18 protein-coding genes are annotated in these 16399 nt (G+C 44.2%); 7 read left to right on the top strand and 11 right to left on the bottom strand.

The genetic code is table 11. The annotated features are described in order from the left end of the window. The first annotated feature begins 27 nt into the window (after positions 1-27). The gene (olsF, locus tag QQL60_RS07120; protein ID WP_284722885.1) at positions 28-1746 is read left to right on the top strand and encodes a bifunctional ornithine lipid synthase OlsF; all 1719 of its coding nucleotides are present in this window, start codon (positions 28-30) and stop codon (positions 1744-1746) included. Here olsF and QQL60_RS07115 read toward each other — a convergent pair. Continuing rightward, the gene (locus QQL60_RS07115) at positions 1743-2201 is read right to left on the bottom strand and encodes a YchJ family protein (RefSeq protein WP_284722884.1); all 459 of its coding nucleotides are present in this window, start codon (positions 2199-2201) and stop codon (positions 1743-1745) included. The two genes, olsF and QQL60_RS07115, sit on opposite strands and share 4 nt — an antisense overlap. Then, positions 2194-2964 carry an NAD(P)H-binding protein gene (locus tag QQL60_RS07110; protein WP_284722902.1) on the bottom strand — a complete coding sequence of 257 codons (771 nt, stop codon included), beginning with the start codon at positions 2962-2964 and terminating at the stop codon, positions 2194-2196. Before QQL60_RS07110 ends, QQL60_RS07115 begins: the two co-directional genes overlap by 8 nt. 165 nt (positions 2965-3129) lie before the next feature. On the opposite strand from QQL60_RS07110, the gene QQL60_RS07105 reads away from it, so the two are divergent. Next, complete coding sequence (locus QQL60_RS07105; RefSeq protein ID WP_284722883.1) at positions 3130-3612, top strand: retropepsin-like aspartic protease family protein; 483 nt, start codon at positions 3130-3132, stop codon at positions 3610-3612. On the opposite strand, the gene QQL60_RS07100 is transcribed toward QQL60_RS07105, so the two are convergent. The 7 genes from QQL60_RS07100 to QQL60_RS07070 all read right to left on the bottom strand — a co-directional run bounded on the left by QQL60_RS07100 (position 3604) and on the right by QQL60_RS07070 (position 9154). Continuing rightward, entirely contained in the window at positions 3604-3882 is a 279-nt protein-coding gene (locus QQL60_RS07100; RefSeq protein WP_007144727.1) for a hypothetical protein, read from the bottom strand. The genes QQL60_RS07105 and QQL60_RS07100 overlap by 9 nt on opposite strands. Further along, positions 3872-4546: a lytic transglycosylase domain-containing protein gene (locus QQL60_RS07095; protein WP_284722882.1), complete on the bottom strand. Its 675-nt coding sequence runs from the start codon at positions 4544-4546 to the stop codon at positions 3872-3874. The genes QQL60_RS07100 and QQL60_RS07095 overlap by 11 nt, the downstream gene beginning before the upstream one ends. A 2-nt stretch (positions 4547-4548) precedes the next feature. After that, positions 4549-5016 (bottom strand): CopD family protein, encoded by a 468-nt coding sequence (locus tag QQL60_RS07090; RefSeq protein WP_284722881.1) that lies wholly within the window; start codon positions 5014-5016, stop codon positions 4549-4551. A gap of 25 nt (positions 5017-5041) precedes the next feature. Next, positions 5042-6568 carry a fumarate hydratase gene (locus QQL60_RS07085; protein ID WP_284722880.1) on the bottom strand — a complete coding sequence of 509 codons (1527 nt, stop codon included), beginning with the start codon at positions 6566-6568 and terminating at the stop codon, positions 5042-5044. Positions 6569-6578: 10 nt separating this feature from the next. After that, positions 6579-8288, bottom strand: a complete 1710-nt coding sequence (locus QQL60_RS07080; protein WP_284722879.1) for a proline--tRNA ligase — start codon at positions 8286-8288, stop codon at positions 6579-6581. 63 nt (positions 8289-8351) lie between these two features. Then, positions 8352-8687 (bottom strand): phenylpyruvate tautomerase MIF-related protein, encoded by a 336-nt coding sequence (locus QQL60_RS07075; protein ID WP_284450890.1) that lies wholly within the window; start codon positions 8685-8687, stop codon positions 8352-8354. An 11-nt stretch (positions 8688-8698) separates the two neighbouring features. Beyond that, on the bottom strand, positions 8699-9154 hold the full coding sequence (locus tag QQL60_RS07070; protein WP_284722878.1) for a DUF4124 domain-containing protein: 456 nt from the start codon (positions 9152-9154) through the stop codon (positions 8699-8701). Positions 9155-9211: 57 nt separating this feature from the next. On the opposite strand from QQL60_RS07070, the gene QQL60_RS07065 reads away from it, so the two are divergent. Further along, entirely contained in the window at positions 9212-10051 is an 840-nt protein-coding gene (locus QQL60_RS07065) for an RluA family pseudouridine synthase (RefSeq protein ID WP_284722877.1), read from the top strand. A gap of 1 nt (position 10052) precedes the next feature. On the opposite strand, the gene QQL60_RS07060 is transcribed toward QQL60_RS07065, so the two are convergent. Together QQL60_RS07060 and QQL60_RS07055 are read right to left on the bottom strand one after the other, a co-directional pair. Next, the gene (locus QQL60_RS07060) at positions 10053-11405 is read right to left on the bottom strand and encodes an MATE family efflux transporter (RefSeq protein WP_284722876.1); all 1353 of its coding nucleotides are present in this window, start codon (positions 11403-11405) and stop codon (positions 10053-10055) included. A 31-nt stretch (positions 11406-11436) separates the two neighbouring features. Further along, positions 11437-13446, bottom strand: a complete 2010-nt coding sequence (locus QQL60_RS07055) for a sodium-translocating pyrophosphatase (RefSeq protein ID WP_284722875.1) — start codon at positions 13444-13446, stop codon at positions 11437-11439. Positions 13447-13594: 148 nt separating this feature from the next. On the opposite strand from QQL60_RS07055, the gene QQL60_RS07050 reads away from it, so the two are divergent. The 4 genes from QQL60_RS07050 (at position 13595) to grxD (ending at position 16397) form a co-directional block, all read left to right on the top strand. Then, complete coding sequence (locus tag QQL60_RS07050; RefSeq protein WP_284450887.1) at positions 13595-14386, top strand: sulfite exporter TauE/SafE family protein; 792 nt, start codon at positions 13595-13597, stop codon at positions 14384-14386. Between the two features lie 166 nt (positions 14387-14552). Further along, positions 14553-15092, top strand: a complete 540-nt coding sequence (gene ppa, locus QQL60_RS07045; protein ID WP_007144738.1) for an inorganic diphosphatase — start codon at positions 14553-14555, stop codon at positions 15090-15092. A 73-nt stretch (positions 15093-15165) separates the two neighbouring features. Next, the gene (gene serB, locus QQL60_RS07040) at positions 15166-16011 is read left to right on the top strand and encodes a phosphoserine phosphatase SerB (protein WP_284722874.1); all 846 of its coding nucleotides are present in this window, start codon (positions 15166-15168) and stop codon (positions 16009-16011) included. 74 nt (positions 16012-16085) lie between these two features. Continuing rightward, positions 16086-16397, top strand: a complete 312-nt coding sequence (gene grxD, locus QQL60_RS07035; RefSeq protein WP_007144740.1) for a Grx4 family monothiol glutaredoxin — start codon at positions 16086-16088, stop codon at positions 16395-16397. The last annotated feature ends 2 nt before the right edge of the window (positions 16398-16399 follow it).

Genomic DNA, 16399 nt, shown 5'->3' with positions numbered 1-16399 from the left:
TGCTATCTGCAAGCATAGAGAGAAAACATGCTCAATATCGAACAAGCTGTTCAACAAAAATTTCCTAAATTTGAACATTCCCGTCCATGGATAAAAAAATCGACGATTAGTTTTTTGCGTAAGATTACTCATGAGCAAGAAGTAAATCGTTTCCTGGACTTGCATCAGGATTTAAAAGGCTTCGATTTTATCGAACAGGTGCTGGATTATTTCAACTTCAGTTACAGCATCAGTCACCGTGATCGCAATAATATTCCCGCAACGGGACGCGTAGTGATTGTCGCAAACCATCCCCTTGGTGCTCTGGACGGCTTGTCATTATTAAAACTAGTGGGTGAAGTCCGCCGTGATGTAAAAATCGTTGCTAACGATATGCTGATGAATTTTAATGCGGTCGATTCTTTATTTTTGCCCGTAGATAATCTATCTAAATCGACTCGAAAAAGCAGTATTTCCCGCATTATTGATTGCCTGAATAATGAAGAAGCGGTGATCGTTTTCCCTGCCGGAGAAGTGTCGCGTATTCGTCCAAGTGGTGTGCGTGATGGTAAATGGAATACGGGGTTCTTGAACTTCGCCAAGAAAACCAATGCGCCTATTTTGCCCATTTATGTCGGTGCCAGAAATTCTTCATTGTTCTACAGTGCATCCATGGTCTATAAGCCGCTTTCAGGCATGATGCTGGCGCATGAGATGTTTAATAAAAACTCGAAGAACATCACCATGCGTGTCGGAGAACCTATTCCCTATAAACAGGTTGACCAACTCCCGCTGGTGAAAGCAGAAAAAGCCAAATTATTACGTCGCCATCTTTATCGTATGGCAAAAGGCAAAAAACCGTTATTTGTCACAGAACAAACCATCGCCCATCCCCAGGACAGACGTAATATCAAACGTGAGTTACAAACAGCCGAGTTATTAGGTCAGACAGCCGATAATAAAAAGATTTATTTGTTTGACTATCAACCTGACTCAGCTGTGATGCATGAGGTAGGCCGCTTACGCGAGTTTACGTTTAGACAGGTCGGTGAGGGCACAGGTAAAAGACGCGATATCGACCGTTATGATCGCGATTACCGGCATCTGATTCTATGGGATGAAAACGAATTAGAAATCGCTGGTGCTTACCGAATTGGTGAAGTTAACAACATTCTGTCACAAGCTGGCAGCCGGGGAATTTATAGTCAGGAGCTATTTACCTACGATCACGATGCGATGCAGCCTTTTTTTGAAAAGGGCATTGAGCTGGGTAGAAGTTTTGTCAGCCCGAAATACTGGGGAAGACGTAGTCTTGATTACTTATGGTACGGCATTGGGGCTTATCTGAAACGATATCCTGATATTCGCTATCTGTTTGGGCCTGTGAGTCTGTCAAACAGCTATCCTGATTTCGCGAAGGCATTAATCGTATCTTATTATCAGCACTATTTCCCTGATGACCAACATTTAGCAATAGCGAAAAATCCATACATCACTGATCGGAGTTTGCAACAACAAGTACTGCAAACCTATTGTGGTACCGATGCAGAGGCTGATTTTACTGCGATGCGTGAGCAGCTTACTCATATGAATGTGACTGTTCCTACCCTATATAAACAGTATGCGGATGTCTGTGAAGAGGGGGGAGTACGCTTTATCGATTTTAATATCGACGCTGATTTTGGTCACTGTATTGATGGTCTGGTGATGGTGGATTTAGATAAATTAACACCCGCTAAAAGAAAACGTTATCTGGGTGATAATTAACCGTGACAACGTTTTAGTTTTTTTCCACTGCCGCAGAAACAGGGATCGTTTCTGCCCAGCTTGATGGCGGGCAGAAGAATCCCATCATGGTAGAACCATTCACCACTTTCACAGGTAAAACGAGAGCGTTCGTGTAACTGACCCACGGGATTATCCTGATAAAACGCCACGAACTCCACTTCGGCCAATTCATTTTTTTGTTGGTGATCCAGTACGTTCAGCCCTAACCACTGCGTGTTATTGATCGTGCTCTGTAGAAGTTCTCGCTCATCTATACGACGTTTTGATGGGTGCAGAGTGGCGATTAAATAGTCCACCTCAGCTAAATAAAAAGCACTGTATCGCGAGCGCATCAATTGCGCAGCGTTTTCCGCGCCTTGTTGTTTTTTATGGAGAGGTTCACAGCACTCACTATAAGAAAGCTGGCTGAGACAGGGGCATAAATAATTATTCATAAGCGTTAGCGGGAATGGCCATTAAATCTGGATACTGAAATTGATAGGACAGTAATGATTTGGCTTTATCGTTACTGACGATTTTGTAGGATAGGGAGTTAGCCTGATTAAAGCTCGGTACTGGCTGGTTTAATAATGCAGCAGCACGTGCATAAAAGACTTTTTTGCTTGGATGTGTGTCTGCGCAACCATTGATAACTTCTCCCCAGACGTGTTGTTTCAATACTTGCTCAATAATTCCTATGCAGTCATCAAGATGAATTAAGTTAACGGGGGCATCTGCCTGCTGAACCTGTTTTCCATGTCTGAAAAAACGGCCTGGATGACGCTCTGGTCCGATTAATCCGCTGAAACGAATAATGCTGGTGGCAAAGTGCGAAGATTGTCTAAACAGCGATTCTATTTGCCACAGAATGCTATCCTCATTTTCAAACTGATGCTCTTCTTTGACCCAGTCATTGGTGTTTTGGTAAACCGAACTGGAGCTGATAAATAACACCTGTTTGATAGGGCTGTTTTCAATCTGATTAATGAAATTTTCAAAAGCGTCTTTATTTTTATTAGTAATATTAACAATCAGGGTGTCAGCGTTCAGGAACTGGCTAAAATCGGCAGGTGTTTCAATGTCGATCTGATAGACATCAAACCCTTCATCTCTTAATATTGATTGCTTTTCTGTTTGGCGCGTTGAGAGTTTGATATGAGTGTCAGCTGAGCGCAAATGTCTTGCTAATCTCAAACCTAACCAACCACTGCCGAAAATACTGATCGTATTAATGACACACCTCTAATTGAATTATTAAGATGGCGCCACCATATCAAGCATTAGTCTGATTGTCATGGTTGTTTATACTATGGTGATAAAACATAGAAGGAAGAGCAGGGGATGAGTGCACCTGATATATCAAAATTGTTTTCTGGAAATATCGTGACGATATTATTCTGGTTGTTTTTAATGGGGTCACTCACCTTATTCTTTAATGGCTATATTCAGCAGCGCGATAACCCTAATCAAGCATTAATGGCAGCAAATTCAGGCACGGGTGAGGTGACTTTAAAACGCAATCGTGACGGACATTATCTGGCACCAGGTTATATTAATGGACATCCTGTGAATTTCCTGCTGGATACCGGAGCTACCAATGTCAGTATCCCTGCCGCCATTGCGGAAGCGGCCGGCTTGAAAAAAGGACCTACGTCCATGGTATCAACAGCTAATGGTGTTGTGCCTGTCTTTCAGACTGATGTCGATGCGGTGCGTCTTGGTGGTATTACCTTGAATCATGTCGATGCCAGTATCAACCCGCATATGACCGATGGTGTGGTTTTATTGGGGATGAGTTTTATGAAACATCTGGATATCACCCAGCGTAACGGGGTGATGACGCTGCGTGTACCGGTATCAGGATAGGGAAATCTTAACCACTTTCATGTACTCGAAAGTCATACGGGCAATGACTTCTTTATCCGGGTAATAGACAATATCTACCCGCGCCCCTTTTAGTGATTTATATCGGCGTTGACGCTTGTATTTATAGGGAACATCCTGACCTTCAATCGTCACGGTATTCAACACCCATTCACCTTCTTCACGTTGAACATGAGAAGATACTTTCTGCATAGTAGCGTGGATTAAATGGTCGTTTTCAGCCAGCCATTTTTTTGTTTTTCTAACTTTCATGTTGATAACGTTGATGCAAAATGCTCACACGTTCTACATAAACTTTTGTCTCGGAGTAAGGGGGAACATCGTTATATTTTTTCACGGCATTAGGTCCTGCATTATAAGCAGCTGTGGCAAGGCGAGTATCGCCCTTGAATAAAGATAGCAGCTCAGCCAGATATTTAACACCGCCTTCTATGTTTTGTTCGACATTAAAAGGCTTATCAACACCTAAGTCTTTGGCTGTGTCTGGCATTAATTGCATCAAGCCTTGAGCACCTGTTCTGGAAATCGCTTTTTGATTGAACGCCGATTCCGCATGAATAACTGCTCTTACCAAGGCGGCATCAACATTATATTTTTTGGCATAACGTTTTACTTCGTCAGCATAGGAGGCAAAATCCAGTTTAATGGTATGCCAGTTGATTTTTGATGAGGGGTTACAGGCATAACAGCTGTATTTTAGAATTTCAAAATGACCATGTGCGGGTTTTTGATCTGAAAAAACAAAGCCTTCACCGGTTTGTGATTTATAAATGACAGTTTGCGATGTGGCTTGCCTGACATTACTGAATTCAACCGATCCATCCGGGTTTTGAATTCGCTGAATGGTATCTGCCGGTGCCAGCTGACTATGCATCACTGTCAGACTGAGCAAACACCATTTCATCAGCGTATTCATGATTAACTTAACCAGTAACGTCCAGAGCTGGCTATCAGAATAGTAATAATGCCTAAGATTAGATTAAGCAGAACCAGTTTGCGTATTTGAGTTAATGCCGTGCCTGCGGCAATCCAGTCATGTTCGGCCACAGCCCATTTAAGCTTTTTGAATGGATTAAAAAACACATGCATAAAAATGAGCATCATAAAAATGCCGATTAGTAACATAATATGTACATGAATACCGACACCATCAACGCCGCCCATGCCGCCTAATAAAGGAATCATCCAACCACCAGTGACCAGCAAGGTGATGATAGAAAGCCATACCCAGTTGAAAAAGGTTTTTAATACACCAGCCCACAAAGGGAGGCGTTGTTCTTGCGTCAGTAATTCAACTGCTGCAGGCCGAAGAGCGGTATAGGCGAAAAACATACCACCCAGCCAAATGACAGCGGCTAACAGGTGTAAAGGTAATGCAATCATCATAGCTAAGCTCTCTTTGAATGTAATATCAATTATTGTTTATCGGTATATCGGCAATTTTAATTTTCCATTCACTCGGACCTGTTTTGTGTACCGAATGACCTTCACTATCTACTGCCACAGTAACCGGCATATTTTCTACGTAAAACTCACGAATGGCTTCCATTCCCAGTTCTTCAAATGCCACCATCCGTGATGACTTAATCGCTTTTGAAACTAAATACGCTGCACCACCGATGGCAATCAGATAGACCGAATGATGTTTTTTGATGGAGGCAATAGTTTCATCTCCACGCTCAGCTTTACCAATCATGCCTAATAAACCCGTCTTTTCAAGCATCATATCGGTAAATTTATCCATTCGGGTCGCGGTTGTCGGACCTGCAGGGCCAACAACTTCACCTTGAACCGGATCAACTGGACCGACGTAGTAGATAAAGCGGTTATTAAAATCGAGTCCTTCTGGCAGAGATTCACCATTATTCAGTAAATCAGCGATTTTTTTGTGCGCCGCATCACGTCCTGTTAATAAATGCCCTGACAATAATAGTGTTTCTCCGGGTTGCCATTCCGCTATGTCTTTAGCGGTTATATCATCCAAATTAACATGGCGGGTATTTTCCGCAGCTTTCCAGGTAATATCTGGCCAGTCATCCATGGAGGGTGGCTCAAATTCTGCCGGTCCTGTTCCGTCTAAACTAAAATGAATATGACGGCTGGCGGCACAATTTGGAATCATGGCGACAGGTAATGAAGCAGCATGTGTTGGGTAATCACTGATTTTGACATCCAGAACAGTGGTTAAACCACCCAGGCCCTGGGCACCAATACCCAGCTGATTGACTTTTTCATAAAGTTCAACACGAAGTTTCTCTGTGGCCGTTTCGGCACCGCGATCGATTAATTCTTGTATATCGATAGGATGCATTAATGACTCTTTGGCCATCAGCATCGCTTTTTCTGCTGTACCACCAATGCCAATACCTAACATGCCCGGCGGGCACCAGCCAGCTCCCATGGTCGGCACCGTTTTTAATACCCAATCAACCAGATTGTCACTTGGATTTAGAATGGTGAATTTGGCTTTGTTTTCTGAGCCACCACCTTTTGCCGCAATTAAGACTTCAACGGTATCACCCATGACTATTTCGGTATGAATAACCGCTGGGGTGTTATCTCCGGTATTTTTGCGTAAACCAATAGGGTCAGACACAATGGAGGCTCGTAAAACGTTGTCAGGGTGAAGATAAGCGCGACGGACGCCTTCATTGACCATATCATTCAGACTTTTTGTGGTCTGCCACTGCACATCCATACCGACTTTGATAAAGACATTAACAATGCCGGTGTCCTGACAGATAGGACGGTTATTTTCTGCACACATTCTGGAGTTCAACAGAATTTGTGCAATAGCGTCTTTTGCAGCGACGGATTGCTCGCGCTCATAAGCCGCGCTCATTGCCTGAATAAAATCTTTTGGATGATAACAGGCAATGAACTGCAGGGCGTCTGCAATACTGTCGATAAAGTCAGTCTCTTTAATGACTGTCGTCATGCATTAAACCTCAGCTCAATTTTTGTTTGATGATATTGACCACATCATCAATCGCAAACTCTTCGCCATCACCGCTACGACGGTTTTTGTATTCAATCATGCCATTATCCAGACCGCGTTCACCCAGGATTAAGCGGTGTGGAATACCAATCAGTTCCATATCAGCAAAGGCAACACCAGGACGCAAACCACGGTCATCAAGTAACACATCCACACCTGCTGCAAGCAGTTGTTGGTAGACCTCTTCAGCTTTTTCTTTAACTCTTACTGATTTGTGAGCGTTAACAGGCACTAACACGACTTGATAAGGTGCAATCGATTCCGGCCAGATAATGCCGCGATCATCATGATTTTGCTCAATGGCTGCGGCGACAACACGGGATACACCAATACCATAACAACCCATAGTAACGATTTGTGATTTGCCGGATTCTGTCAACACAACCGCATTTAATTTGCTGCTGTAATTTTCGCCGAGCTGGAAGATATGCCCGACTTCAATACCCCGGGCGATTTCTAAATGGCCTTGACCATCTGGACTAGGATCGCCTGCCATAACTTTACGCAAATCTGCGGTTTCTGGTTCAGGTAAATCGCGGCCCCAGTTTACGCCAGTTAAATGTTTGTCATCCTGATTCGCACCACAAACAAAGTCGCTGACAAAAGCGGCAGCATGATCAACGATGACAGGAATAGTTAAACCAACAGGGCCTACCGAACCGATATTAGCATGGCTGATTTCAAGTACTTTTTCTGGTGTGACGAAGGTGAGTGGTGCGGCTACCAGAGGGTGTTTTTCAGCTTTAATCTCGTTAAGCTCATGATCTCCACGAACAACGAGTGCAACAACTGAACCTTCTTTTACACCCTCTACCAATAAGGTTTTCAGACATTGTGAAGCTGGTTTGTTGAGATACTGACTGACATCATCAATAGTATGCTTAGCGGGTGTTTCAACCACAGTCATAGTTTCAGTAGCTGCTGCACGTTCACCTTGTGGCGCTATGGCTTCTGCTAACTCAACATTGGCGGCGTAATCACTTTTATCACTAAAAGCGATAGCATCTTCACCTGAACTGGCTAACACATGAAACTCATGTGAGGCATTACCACCAATACTACCGGTGTCTGCCTGAACAGCGCGGAACTCCAAACCGATACGACTGAAAATCCGAGAATATGTCGCATACATATTGTCATAGGTTTCTTGTAAAGAAGCTTGATCCAGATGGAATGAATAAGCATCTTTCATGAGGAATTCACGAGCACGCATTAAACCAAAGCGTGGGCGAATTTCATCACGAAATTTGGTCTGAATTTGGTAAAAATTCACTGGTAACTGTTTGTAACTACGAATTTCCTGACGTACCAGATCGGTGATCACTTCTTCATGGGTCGGTCCATAGCAAAACTCACGCTGGTGGCGATCAGTGATGCGCAATAATTCAGGGCCATATTTCTCCCAACGTTGACTTTCTTGCCACAGTTCAGCCGGTTGTACCGAGGGCATTAATACTTCCTGCGCGCCAGCTCTATCCATTTCTTCGCGGACGATCGCTTCTGTTTTTCTGAGTACTTTGAGTCCCATTGGCAGCCATGTATACAAGCCCGATGCCAGACGACGGATAAGGCCGGCACGGAGCATTAATTGATGGCTGACAATTTCTGCGTCTGCTGGTGTCTCTTTTAAAGTGGAAATAAGCAGGTTAGAGGCGCGCATGTGTTTTTATTTTTCCTGTAATGATAATTGGTTCGCCCTGAGGCTATGAGTTAAGGATAAAACTTAAAATGTACTGTGATTCCAACCCCAGTTTTGTCGCTCTGAGTCAGTCATGCTGATATAGATACGACCACCTTCAACTTTTAGGTTCTCACTGATGAGTGTACATAAGGTATCCGAGAAGGCCTGACGATCACCGGGTAAGCCGAGAGCTCGATAATCAAGCATCGCCGCAGGCGCATCACTGCCACCAAATGACATATTGGCGTTGTCATTCAGCACAATCATGACATAGCTTTCAGGTTTACCTGACGCTTTAGCAACGGTTTCACTTGTCTTTTTAATAAACTGCGTTTTATCTTTAACTTCTTGATTAGTCGTAATATTAAGGTATGGCATTTTGCTTCTCCTTATTGACAGTGTTGTTTAATATTGTTGCTCAATTCTTGTATTTTCTGTTGACGATCTTCTTCTTTGATGCGTTGTAAGTTGCCATTTTCATCATAAAATCGTCCGCCCGGATGGTTTTGATAGGCGGTAAGTGCGTCTTTGGCATCCTGACATTGTTTTTCAAGTGCTGCTTCTTGTTCTGCTTTTTGCTCTGCCTGTTGTTGTGCTTGTTGCTTTTCCTGTTCAGCCGCTTTTTGTTGAGCAATCAAGGCATCGACTTCTCTCTGGGCTTGAGCTGGATCGACAGAGGGTGGCGGTGGTGTTTTGATCAATTCTGCGGGAGCAGATTCGGGAGCTTGCTGACTGTAGTGAACCTGTCCCTGTTCATCGACCCACTTATACACATCAGCGCTGGCGGTGCCAGCAACGGTCGCAGACAGTATAATCAGACTGAATTTGAGATTATCTCTTAACATTACATACACCAAGGCTCTAAACTACGTTAATTCTACGCCAAAGCCAGCCATCATAAAATGTCTTATCACACTGATCGTTTTGAAATTCATTTACCTGTTGAAAAATCAGGGACTAATGCCGTTGATCTATTAGCTGATGCCTGTGCGCTTTCTAAGCAACATTTAAAACGTATTATGCTTAAGGGAGCGGTGTGGGTCAGTGTCGGCAAAAGAACACAACGCTTGCGCCGAGCCAAGCGTTTATTAAAAGCGGGTGAAACCTTGCATCTCTACTACGACAAAGTCGTGTTAGAACGTGAAATGACACCGCCTGAGCTGATGGCCGACTTTGGCCATTACAGCGTCTGGAATAAACCCTACGGTGTATTATCCCAAGGATCGAAATGGGGCGATCACTGCACCGTCACACGCTGGGCCGAGCAAGAACTCAAACCTCAACGTAATGCTTTCGTCGTGCATCGCCTGGATCGGGCCGCTAATGGTTTAATTGTGATTGCTCATGAAAAACAGGCAGCAGCAAAATTATCGGCTTTATTTCAACAACGAGATATTGATAAGCGCTATCGAATCTGGGTGGAAGGCGAGTTTTCAGCAGCAGCAACAAGCGACAAGCCTATTACTGTTGATCTGCCGATTGACGGCAGACACGCTCGTAGCCATTTCGTTTTTATGCAGTACGATCCAGTCAAAGAACAGAGTTTGTTAGATGTGTCGATTGAAACAGGCCGTAAACATCAGATCCGTCGGCATGCAGCAAGCCTAGGGTTTCCAGTGATTGGTGACCGACTTTATGGTCAGCGTAAAACCACAGAAAATCTGCAACTCAGTGCTTATTATCTGGCGTTTATTTGCCCATTCACCGGGCAACCGCGAAAGTTTGATTTGCTAGCCGGATAAATCATTTTTTAAGGGCTATGCGCTGGAATATACCGGGCAGATAGGCAGCTTGAGAGATGGCTCTGGCAATAAAAAGTACCATCAAGGCTGCCCATAAGCCATGATTTCCATAGTCTTGAAAGAAATACCAACTGGGTAAAAAACAGACAAAGACCGAAAACAGCATGGCATTTCTCATTTCTTTGCCAAGTGTCGCGCCGACAAATAAACCATCAAATAAATAGGACCAAACAGCAAGCAACGGCGCAATAATAACCCAGGTACTATATTGCTCCGCTAGTGTTGCAACAGCCGGTATATCGGTAAGCATACTGACAATCTGTTGGTGAAATAAGCCATACATAAGACTAAATAAAGCGGCGACTGCTAGCGCCCATTGTCCATTCATAAGAAGACTGGCTTTCAACATATCTTTGTCTTTACGGCCAACAGCCTTACCTGTCATCACTTCGGTAGCATTGGCAAAACCATCCAGGACATAGGCCATAAAGGTAATAAAATTGAGCAAAACCATATTCGCAGCCAGAACGACATCACCATGTTGAGCACCCTGATTGGTGAAAAAGGCAAAACTGAAAATTAAACATAAGGTTCTCAGCATAAAATTGCCATGTAAGGCTAGCTGGTGTCGCTCTTTTATAAATCGCTTTATTGCCTGTGGAATATCAATGCTTTGCCACTGAAATCCTCTTCGGGTTAATAGAAATAGCGCAAATATTAAGCCGCTTAATTCTGCAATAACCGAGGCTAAAGCCACACCATCTGCTTTCATTTCCAGCACATTCACAAACAACAGATCCAACACAATATTGGTGATATTAATCACAACTGCCATCGCTAAGGCTGAGCGTGAGGCACTAATGCCAATCAGCCAACCCATAATGGCGTAATTAAGTAAGGTGGCTGGTGCGCTCCAGATACGAACAAAAAAATACTGCTGGGCCTGTAATAAGACTTCGGCACTGCCATCAATTAAGCTGAAAGCAATCTTGGCAATCGGCCATTGCAATAAAAGTAACAACAACGCGATACCCGAAGCTAACAGTGCCGACCGGATTAACACGGACTCTGTTTCCTGTTGGCTGCCATGACCATTGACCTGAGAAGTCAGGCCGGTTGTGACCATACGCAGGAAACCAAAACCCCAGAACAGAAAGGTAAACACCATACTGCCGAGTGCGACAGCACCAAGATAGATGGGGGAGTTGAGGTGGCCCATTACAGCTGTATCAACTAAGCCAAGTATGGGTGTGGACAAATTTGCCAGAATCATCGGTCCGGCTATGGCCCAAATTTGTTGATGTGAAAGTGCTTTTTTCAATGCTGTACCCGAAAAATAAAAAGGCCACATCATGTGGCCTCTGTGAAGTTTATTAAATGTAAGTTCAGAGAAGTGGGGCGATAACCAGACTAACGATGGCCATCACATTAATCAGAATGTTCATGGCTGGGCCGGATGTATCTTTTAATGGATCTCCCACTGTGTCACCAACCACTGCGGCTTTATGTATTTCAGAGCCTTTACCGCCATGATTGCCTTTCTCGATATATTTTTTTGCATTATCCCATGCACCACCGGCGTTAGCCATCATCAGCGCCATCATGACACAACAGATAAGTGCGCCAGCCAACATGCCACCCAGAGCTTGTGGACCCAGTCCAAAGCCAACGACTACAGGAGCTAATACGGCTAATAATCCAGGTAATATCATCTTATTCAAAGCGGCTTTGGTAGCGATATCAACACAGCGGGCGGTATCGGGCTTAGCCGTTCCCTCTAATAAGCCTGGAATCTCTTTAAACTGACGACGAATCTCTCGAATCATGTCAAAGGCAGCATCACCGACAGCGGTCATGGTCAGCGCGCTGACTAAAAATGGGAATATCCCGCCCAGGAACATGCCCATCAGCACCAACGGGTTGTTTAACAATAAAACAAAGTTGCTGTCACCATGGCTGATCGTTTCAATATAAGCACTGATAATGGCCAATGCAGCTAGTGCTGCAGCCCCTATGGCAAAGCCTTTACCGATGGCGGCTGTGGTATTACCCAGCTCATCAAGTGAGTCAGTAATATCCCGGGTTTTTTTACCCATTTCCGCCATTTCAGCAATACCGCCTGCATTGTCGGCAACCGGACCATAAGCATCAATCGCCATAGTAATACCCACCGTTGCCAGCATACCAACCGCAGCAATAGCGACACCATAAAGCCCGGCAACATAACTGGCTGAAAAAATAATCGCGGCAATGGTGATAACAGGGATAGCGACAGATTGCATGCCTAAGGCGAGTCCGGAAATCATAATGGTGGCAGGGCCGGTTTCACCACTTGCTGCCAATTTCTTTATGGGGGCACCACCTGTGTAATACTCGGTCACCAAACCAATAATGATGCCACCCAGTGCACCGGATAACACGGCAATCCATAACTCCCCAGCACCGCCCATCAGTCCAATTAACCACCAGGCAGTAACTATAAAAAGAAGTGATGCGCCAATGGTACCGATTCTTAATGCAACACTCGGGGCTTGTTGTGAAAATAGCTTTACACTGAGAATGCCCAATATCGAGCAAATAAGCCCTACAGATGCCAACGCCAGTGGCAGAAACATCAGTGTAGATTTTTCACTGGCTAGTTGATTGACGGCAACAAGCCCCATGGTGGAGGCAATCGTAATACTGGCAATAATGGCACCGCAGTAGGATTCAAAAATATCGGAGCCCATACCTGCAACATCCCCAACATTGTCGCCCACGTTGTCAGCAATAACCCCAGGATTACGGGGATCATCTTCGGGGATACCGGCTTCGACCTTGCCAACTAAGTCAGCACCGACATCAGCCGACTTGGTATAGATGCCACCGCCCACTCTTGAAAATAAGGCGACTGAAGAAGCACCCATGCCAAAGCCATGAATAATGTGTGTGGTCTGGGGATCATGACCATACAGCAGGTAGAGAAAGCCTAAACCCAGTAAGCCCATGGCTGCCACAGTGAGTCCCATGATTGAACCACCGGAGAAAGCAACGGATAAAGCGGCTGAGGTACCTTGATTCTGTGCGGCAACCGCTGTTCTGACATTGGCTTTGGTGGAGGCATACATGCCGATGAATCCGGCGCAGGCGGAGCACATAGAGCCAATAAAAAATGCAAACGCACTTGGCCAACCTAAATTAGAGAACCCCAACGCTAAGATACACAATAAGCAAAAAATCGCTAACCGCGAATATTCTGCTTTCATAAAGACCATGGCTCCCAGATGAATCTGATCACCGATATCAACGACTTTACCTGTCCCAGCAGGTTTTTTCAGGATTGAGATATAAAGAAATAAAGCACAAAGTAAACCGAAAATACCAAGAATGATTGGAACATAGCTGAGCGATGCCATAGAATTCCCTCTCTTCATTACGAACTGTGGGCGTGAAACACGTTTATTATGGTTTTTCTACCTTTTATACGCGCCTGACATATTCAAGTAAAGTCAAAGACTTATCTTATTGATTTGCCCAGTTGGAACGAAATAGAGAGTACCCTTTATGGCAGAATGGATTGGCTATCTAATTGCAGGTTTGGTGTCTGGTTTACTGGCCGGTTTGTTTGGTATCGGTGGCGGACTGATCATTGTGCCTATTCTTATGCTGGTTTTTGGCTGGCAGGGTATGTCATCTGACATTGCGATTCATGTGGCTATTGCTACTTCATTAATGACGATTAGTGTTACCTCAATCTCCTCTATGTTAGCTCACCACAAATATGAAACAACGCAATGGCACTTGGTGAAAAAGCTGGCACCAAGCCTTGTATTAGGTAGCTTTGCCGGGGCCTATATTGCTAGTTCCATGCCTAGCCATATTTTAAAGATATGGTTTGGGGTATTTGCTTTGTTGGTAGCAGTAAAAATGTGGTTGCCGCCACCTAAATCTGTCTCAACTAAGTTTTTAGCAGCCCCGAGTATTTTTTCTGCTGGTTTAATTACTGGTATTGTCTCCGCTATGGTTGGAATTGGTGGTGGTTCACTGGTTGTGCCATACCTGGTGATGAGTGGACTTTCTATGCAACGTGCGGTGGGAACTGCGGCGGCGTGTGGTTTGCCTATTGCCTTAAGTGGGGCCGCTGGCTACATATTGATTGGATCCCAACTCGAACATGTTGATGGGCAGTGGCAGAGCGGCTTTGTTCACTGGCAAGCCTTTTTAGGGATTATTGCCACCAGTGTCTGGGTTGCACCGATTGGCGCAAAATTAGCCAAGACGTTACCAAGCCATATCCTGAGTCGTTTATTTTCACTATTTCTTTTTGCGTTAGCTGCGTTCTTTCTCGTTCGCTAATTGAGTGACTTGCTGCGTTTATCGCTTATGGATTTAGCGCGTGACATAAAGTCAGATTGGCGATGTTATGAAGAATAATGCTTATTCACTTGCTGAGAGTTTAACCTGAAGGGCTTTTCTTCTATAATCAGCGACTTTGTTTATTTGCTATCTGGAGCATAACCCTATGAATCTCGACCGTGTTGGTTCAGGCAAAAATTTGCCAACAGACATCAATGTCATTATTGAAATCCCTTCACATTCTGATCCTGTGAAATACGAAGTTGATAAAGAAACCGGGGCACTTTTTGTTGACCGTTTCATGAATACTGCGATGTTTTATCCATGCAACTATGGTTATGTTCCACACACGTTGTCTGATGACGGTGATCCGGTTGATGTATTGGTTGTCAGCCCGTACGCATTAATCAGTGGCTCAGTAGTCAGTTGCCGTCCTGTGGGCATGTTAAAAATGACCGATGAGTCTGGTGAAGATGCCAAAATCATCGCCGTGCCACACGATAAAATGTACGATGATGTGAAAGATATTAATGACTTACCAGAACGTCTGTTGAATCAACTTTCACATTTCTTTGAACACTACAAAGATTTAGAAAAGAACAAATGGGTCAAAGTTGAAGGCTGGGTGGGTAAAGCTGAAGCTGAAACTGAAATTGTGGCCAGTGTTGAACGTTTTAAATCAGCACCTGTTAAACCCCAATTTTAAATCTGACTGATTTACAATGATTCGGCGAGCTGAGTTTTCAGCTCGCCGTTTTTTTATCTAGTGCGGAAACATCATGACAACACTGGTACTGCAAGGCAAAACTCTCACTCACGAACTGGCAGAGCAGATCGCCCATCAATATTCTGGTCAGTTTAACTGGTATAAACACTATGTGACGGTGACTCATGTCTCTGGCATTGATGCTGAGGCTATGCATCAGCTTCGTCAGCAATATGATTTCGATATTAATCTGATACCAGAACAATTTGATCATCGTGCCGCTAAACTTCTCGTCACCGATATGGATTCAACGCTGATTACCATCGAGTGTATTGATGAAATCGCTGATTTTATGAACCTAAAACCCGAAGTCGCAGCGATTACAGAATCAGCGATGCGAGGCGAAATAGACTTCGAAACTTCACTTCGCAAGCGAGTGTCCTTATTGAAAGGTCTGGATGTTGAGGTTCTTGAACGAGTTTATGATGAACGTTTGCGATTGAGTCCTGGGGCTGAGTTGATGGTGTCGACACTTAAACAACATGGCTTTAGCCTGGCATTAGTATCGGGTGGCTTCACCTTTTTTACCGATAGATTAAAGCAGCGTTTAGGGCTTGATTTTACTCAGGCCAATAAGCTGGCAGAAAAAGACGGCAAACTCACTGGAGAAGTTGACGGCGATATTTGTGGTGCACAAACCAAAGCCGATTTTCTGTTGTCATGTTGTAACAAAATGAACATTGTCGCTGAACAAACAATAGCGGTGGGGGATGGGGCGAATGATTTATTAATGATGGAGCCAGCTGGTTTGAGTGTGGCCTATCACGCTAAACCGAAAGTGCAGCAGCAGGCGGCGACAGCAATAAATCATAATGGACTGGATGCGATTCTTGGCTTATTGCAGCTTGAATATAACTAGCCTAAGCTTGAAAACTATAAAAGCATCCCCATCTCATCAGACATAATAAATTTCAAAACTACGAGGATTAAAGAATGGAAGTAATGGAAAAAATTACACAGGCGATTCAATCAAACCCGGTCATTTTGTTTATGAAAGGGACGCCTGAGTTTCCACAATGTGGTTTTTCAAGCCGGGCTTCTCAAGCCATATCTGCGTGTGGTGCAGAATTTGCTTATGTGAATGTATTGGCAGAGCCAGATGTGCGTGAAAATCTGCATCGTTATGCAGATTGGCCAACCTTCCCACAACTGTATATTAAAGGTGAATTAGTGGGTGGTTGTGACATTATTATGGAGCTGTATGAAAACGGCGAATTACAAAAAATGATTGATGAAGCGAGCTAAAA

This window comes from Methylophaga thalassica (assembly GCF_030159795.1).
Lineage (GTDB): Bacteria > Pseudomonadota > Gammaproteobacteria > Nitrosococcales > Methylophagaceae > Methylophaga > Methylophaga thalassica.
This window is presented reverse-complemented; position numbering and strand designations above follow the sequence as displayed.

Coding starts and splice junctions, on each gene's coding strand:
- grxD (WP_007144740.1), top strand. CDS start 16,086: ATGGAAGTAATGGAAAAAATTACACAGGCGATTCAATCAAACCCGGTC.
- serB (WP_284722874.1), top strand. CDS start 15,166: ATGACAACACTGGTACTGCAAGGCAAAACTCTCACTCACGAACTGGCA.
- QQL60_RS07115 (WP_284722884.1), bottom strand. CDS start 2,201: ATGAATAATTATTTATGCCCCTGTCTCAGCCAGCTTTCTTATAGTGAG.
- QQL60_RS07055 (WP_284722875.1), bottom strand. CDS start 13,446: ATGGCATCGCTCAGCTATGTTCCAATCATTCTTGGTATTTTCGGTTTA.
- QQL60_RS07060 (WP_284722876.1), bottom strand. CDS start 11,405: ATGATGTGGCCTTTTTATTTTTCGGGTACAGCATTGAAAAAAGCACTT.
- QQL60_RS07095 (WP_284722882.1), bottom strand. CDS start 4,546: ATGAATACGCTGATGAAATGGTGTTTGCTCAGTCTGACAGTGATGCAT.
- QQL60_RS07075 (WP_284450890.1), bottom strand. CDS start 8,687: ATGCCATACCTTAATATTACGACTAATCAAGAAGTTAAAGATAAAACG.
- olsF (WP_284722885.1), top strand. CDS start 28: ATGCTCAATATCGAACAAGCTGTTCAACAAAAATTTCCTAAATTTGAA.
- QQL60_RS07070 (WP_284722878.1), bottom strand. CDS start 9,154: ATGTTAAGAGATAATCTCAAATTCAGTCTGATTATACTGTCTGCGACC.
- QQL60_RS07065 (WP_284722877.1), top strand. CDS start 9,212: ATGTCTTATCACACTGATCGTTTTGAAATTCATTTACCTGTTGAAAAA.
- QQL60_RS07090 (WP_284722881.1), bottom strand. CDS start 5,016: ATGATGATTGCATTACCTTTACACCTGTTAGCCGCTGTCATTTGGCTG.
- QQL60_RS07050 (WP_284450887.1), top strand. CDS start 13,595: ATGGCAGAATGGATTGGCTATCTAATTGCAGGTTTGGTGTCTGGTTTA.
- ppa (WP_007144738.1), top strand. CDS start 14,553: ATGAATCTCGACCGTGTTGGTTCAGGCAAAAATTTGCCAACAGACATC.
- QQL60_RS07085 (WP_284722880.1), bottom strand. CDS start 6,568: ATGACGACAGTCATTAAAGAGACTGACTTTATCGACAGTATTGCAGAC.
- QQL60_RS07100 (WP_007144727.1), bottom strand. CDS start 3,882: ATGAAAGTTAGAAAAACAAAAAAATGGCTGGCTGAAAACGACCATTTA.
- QQL60_RS07080 (WP_284722879.1), bottom strand. CDS start 8,288: ATGCGCGCCTCTAACCTGCTTATTTCCACTTTAAAAGAGACACCAGCA.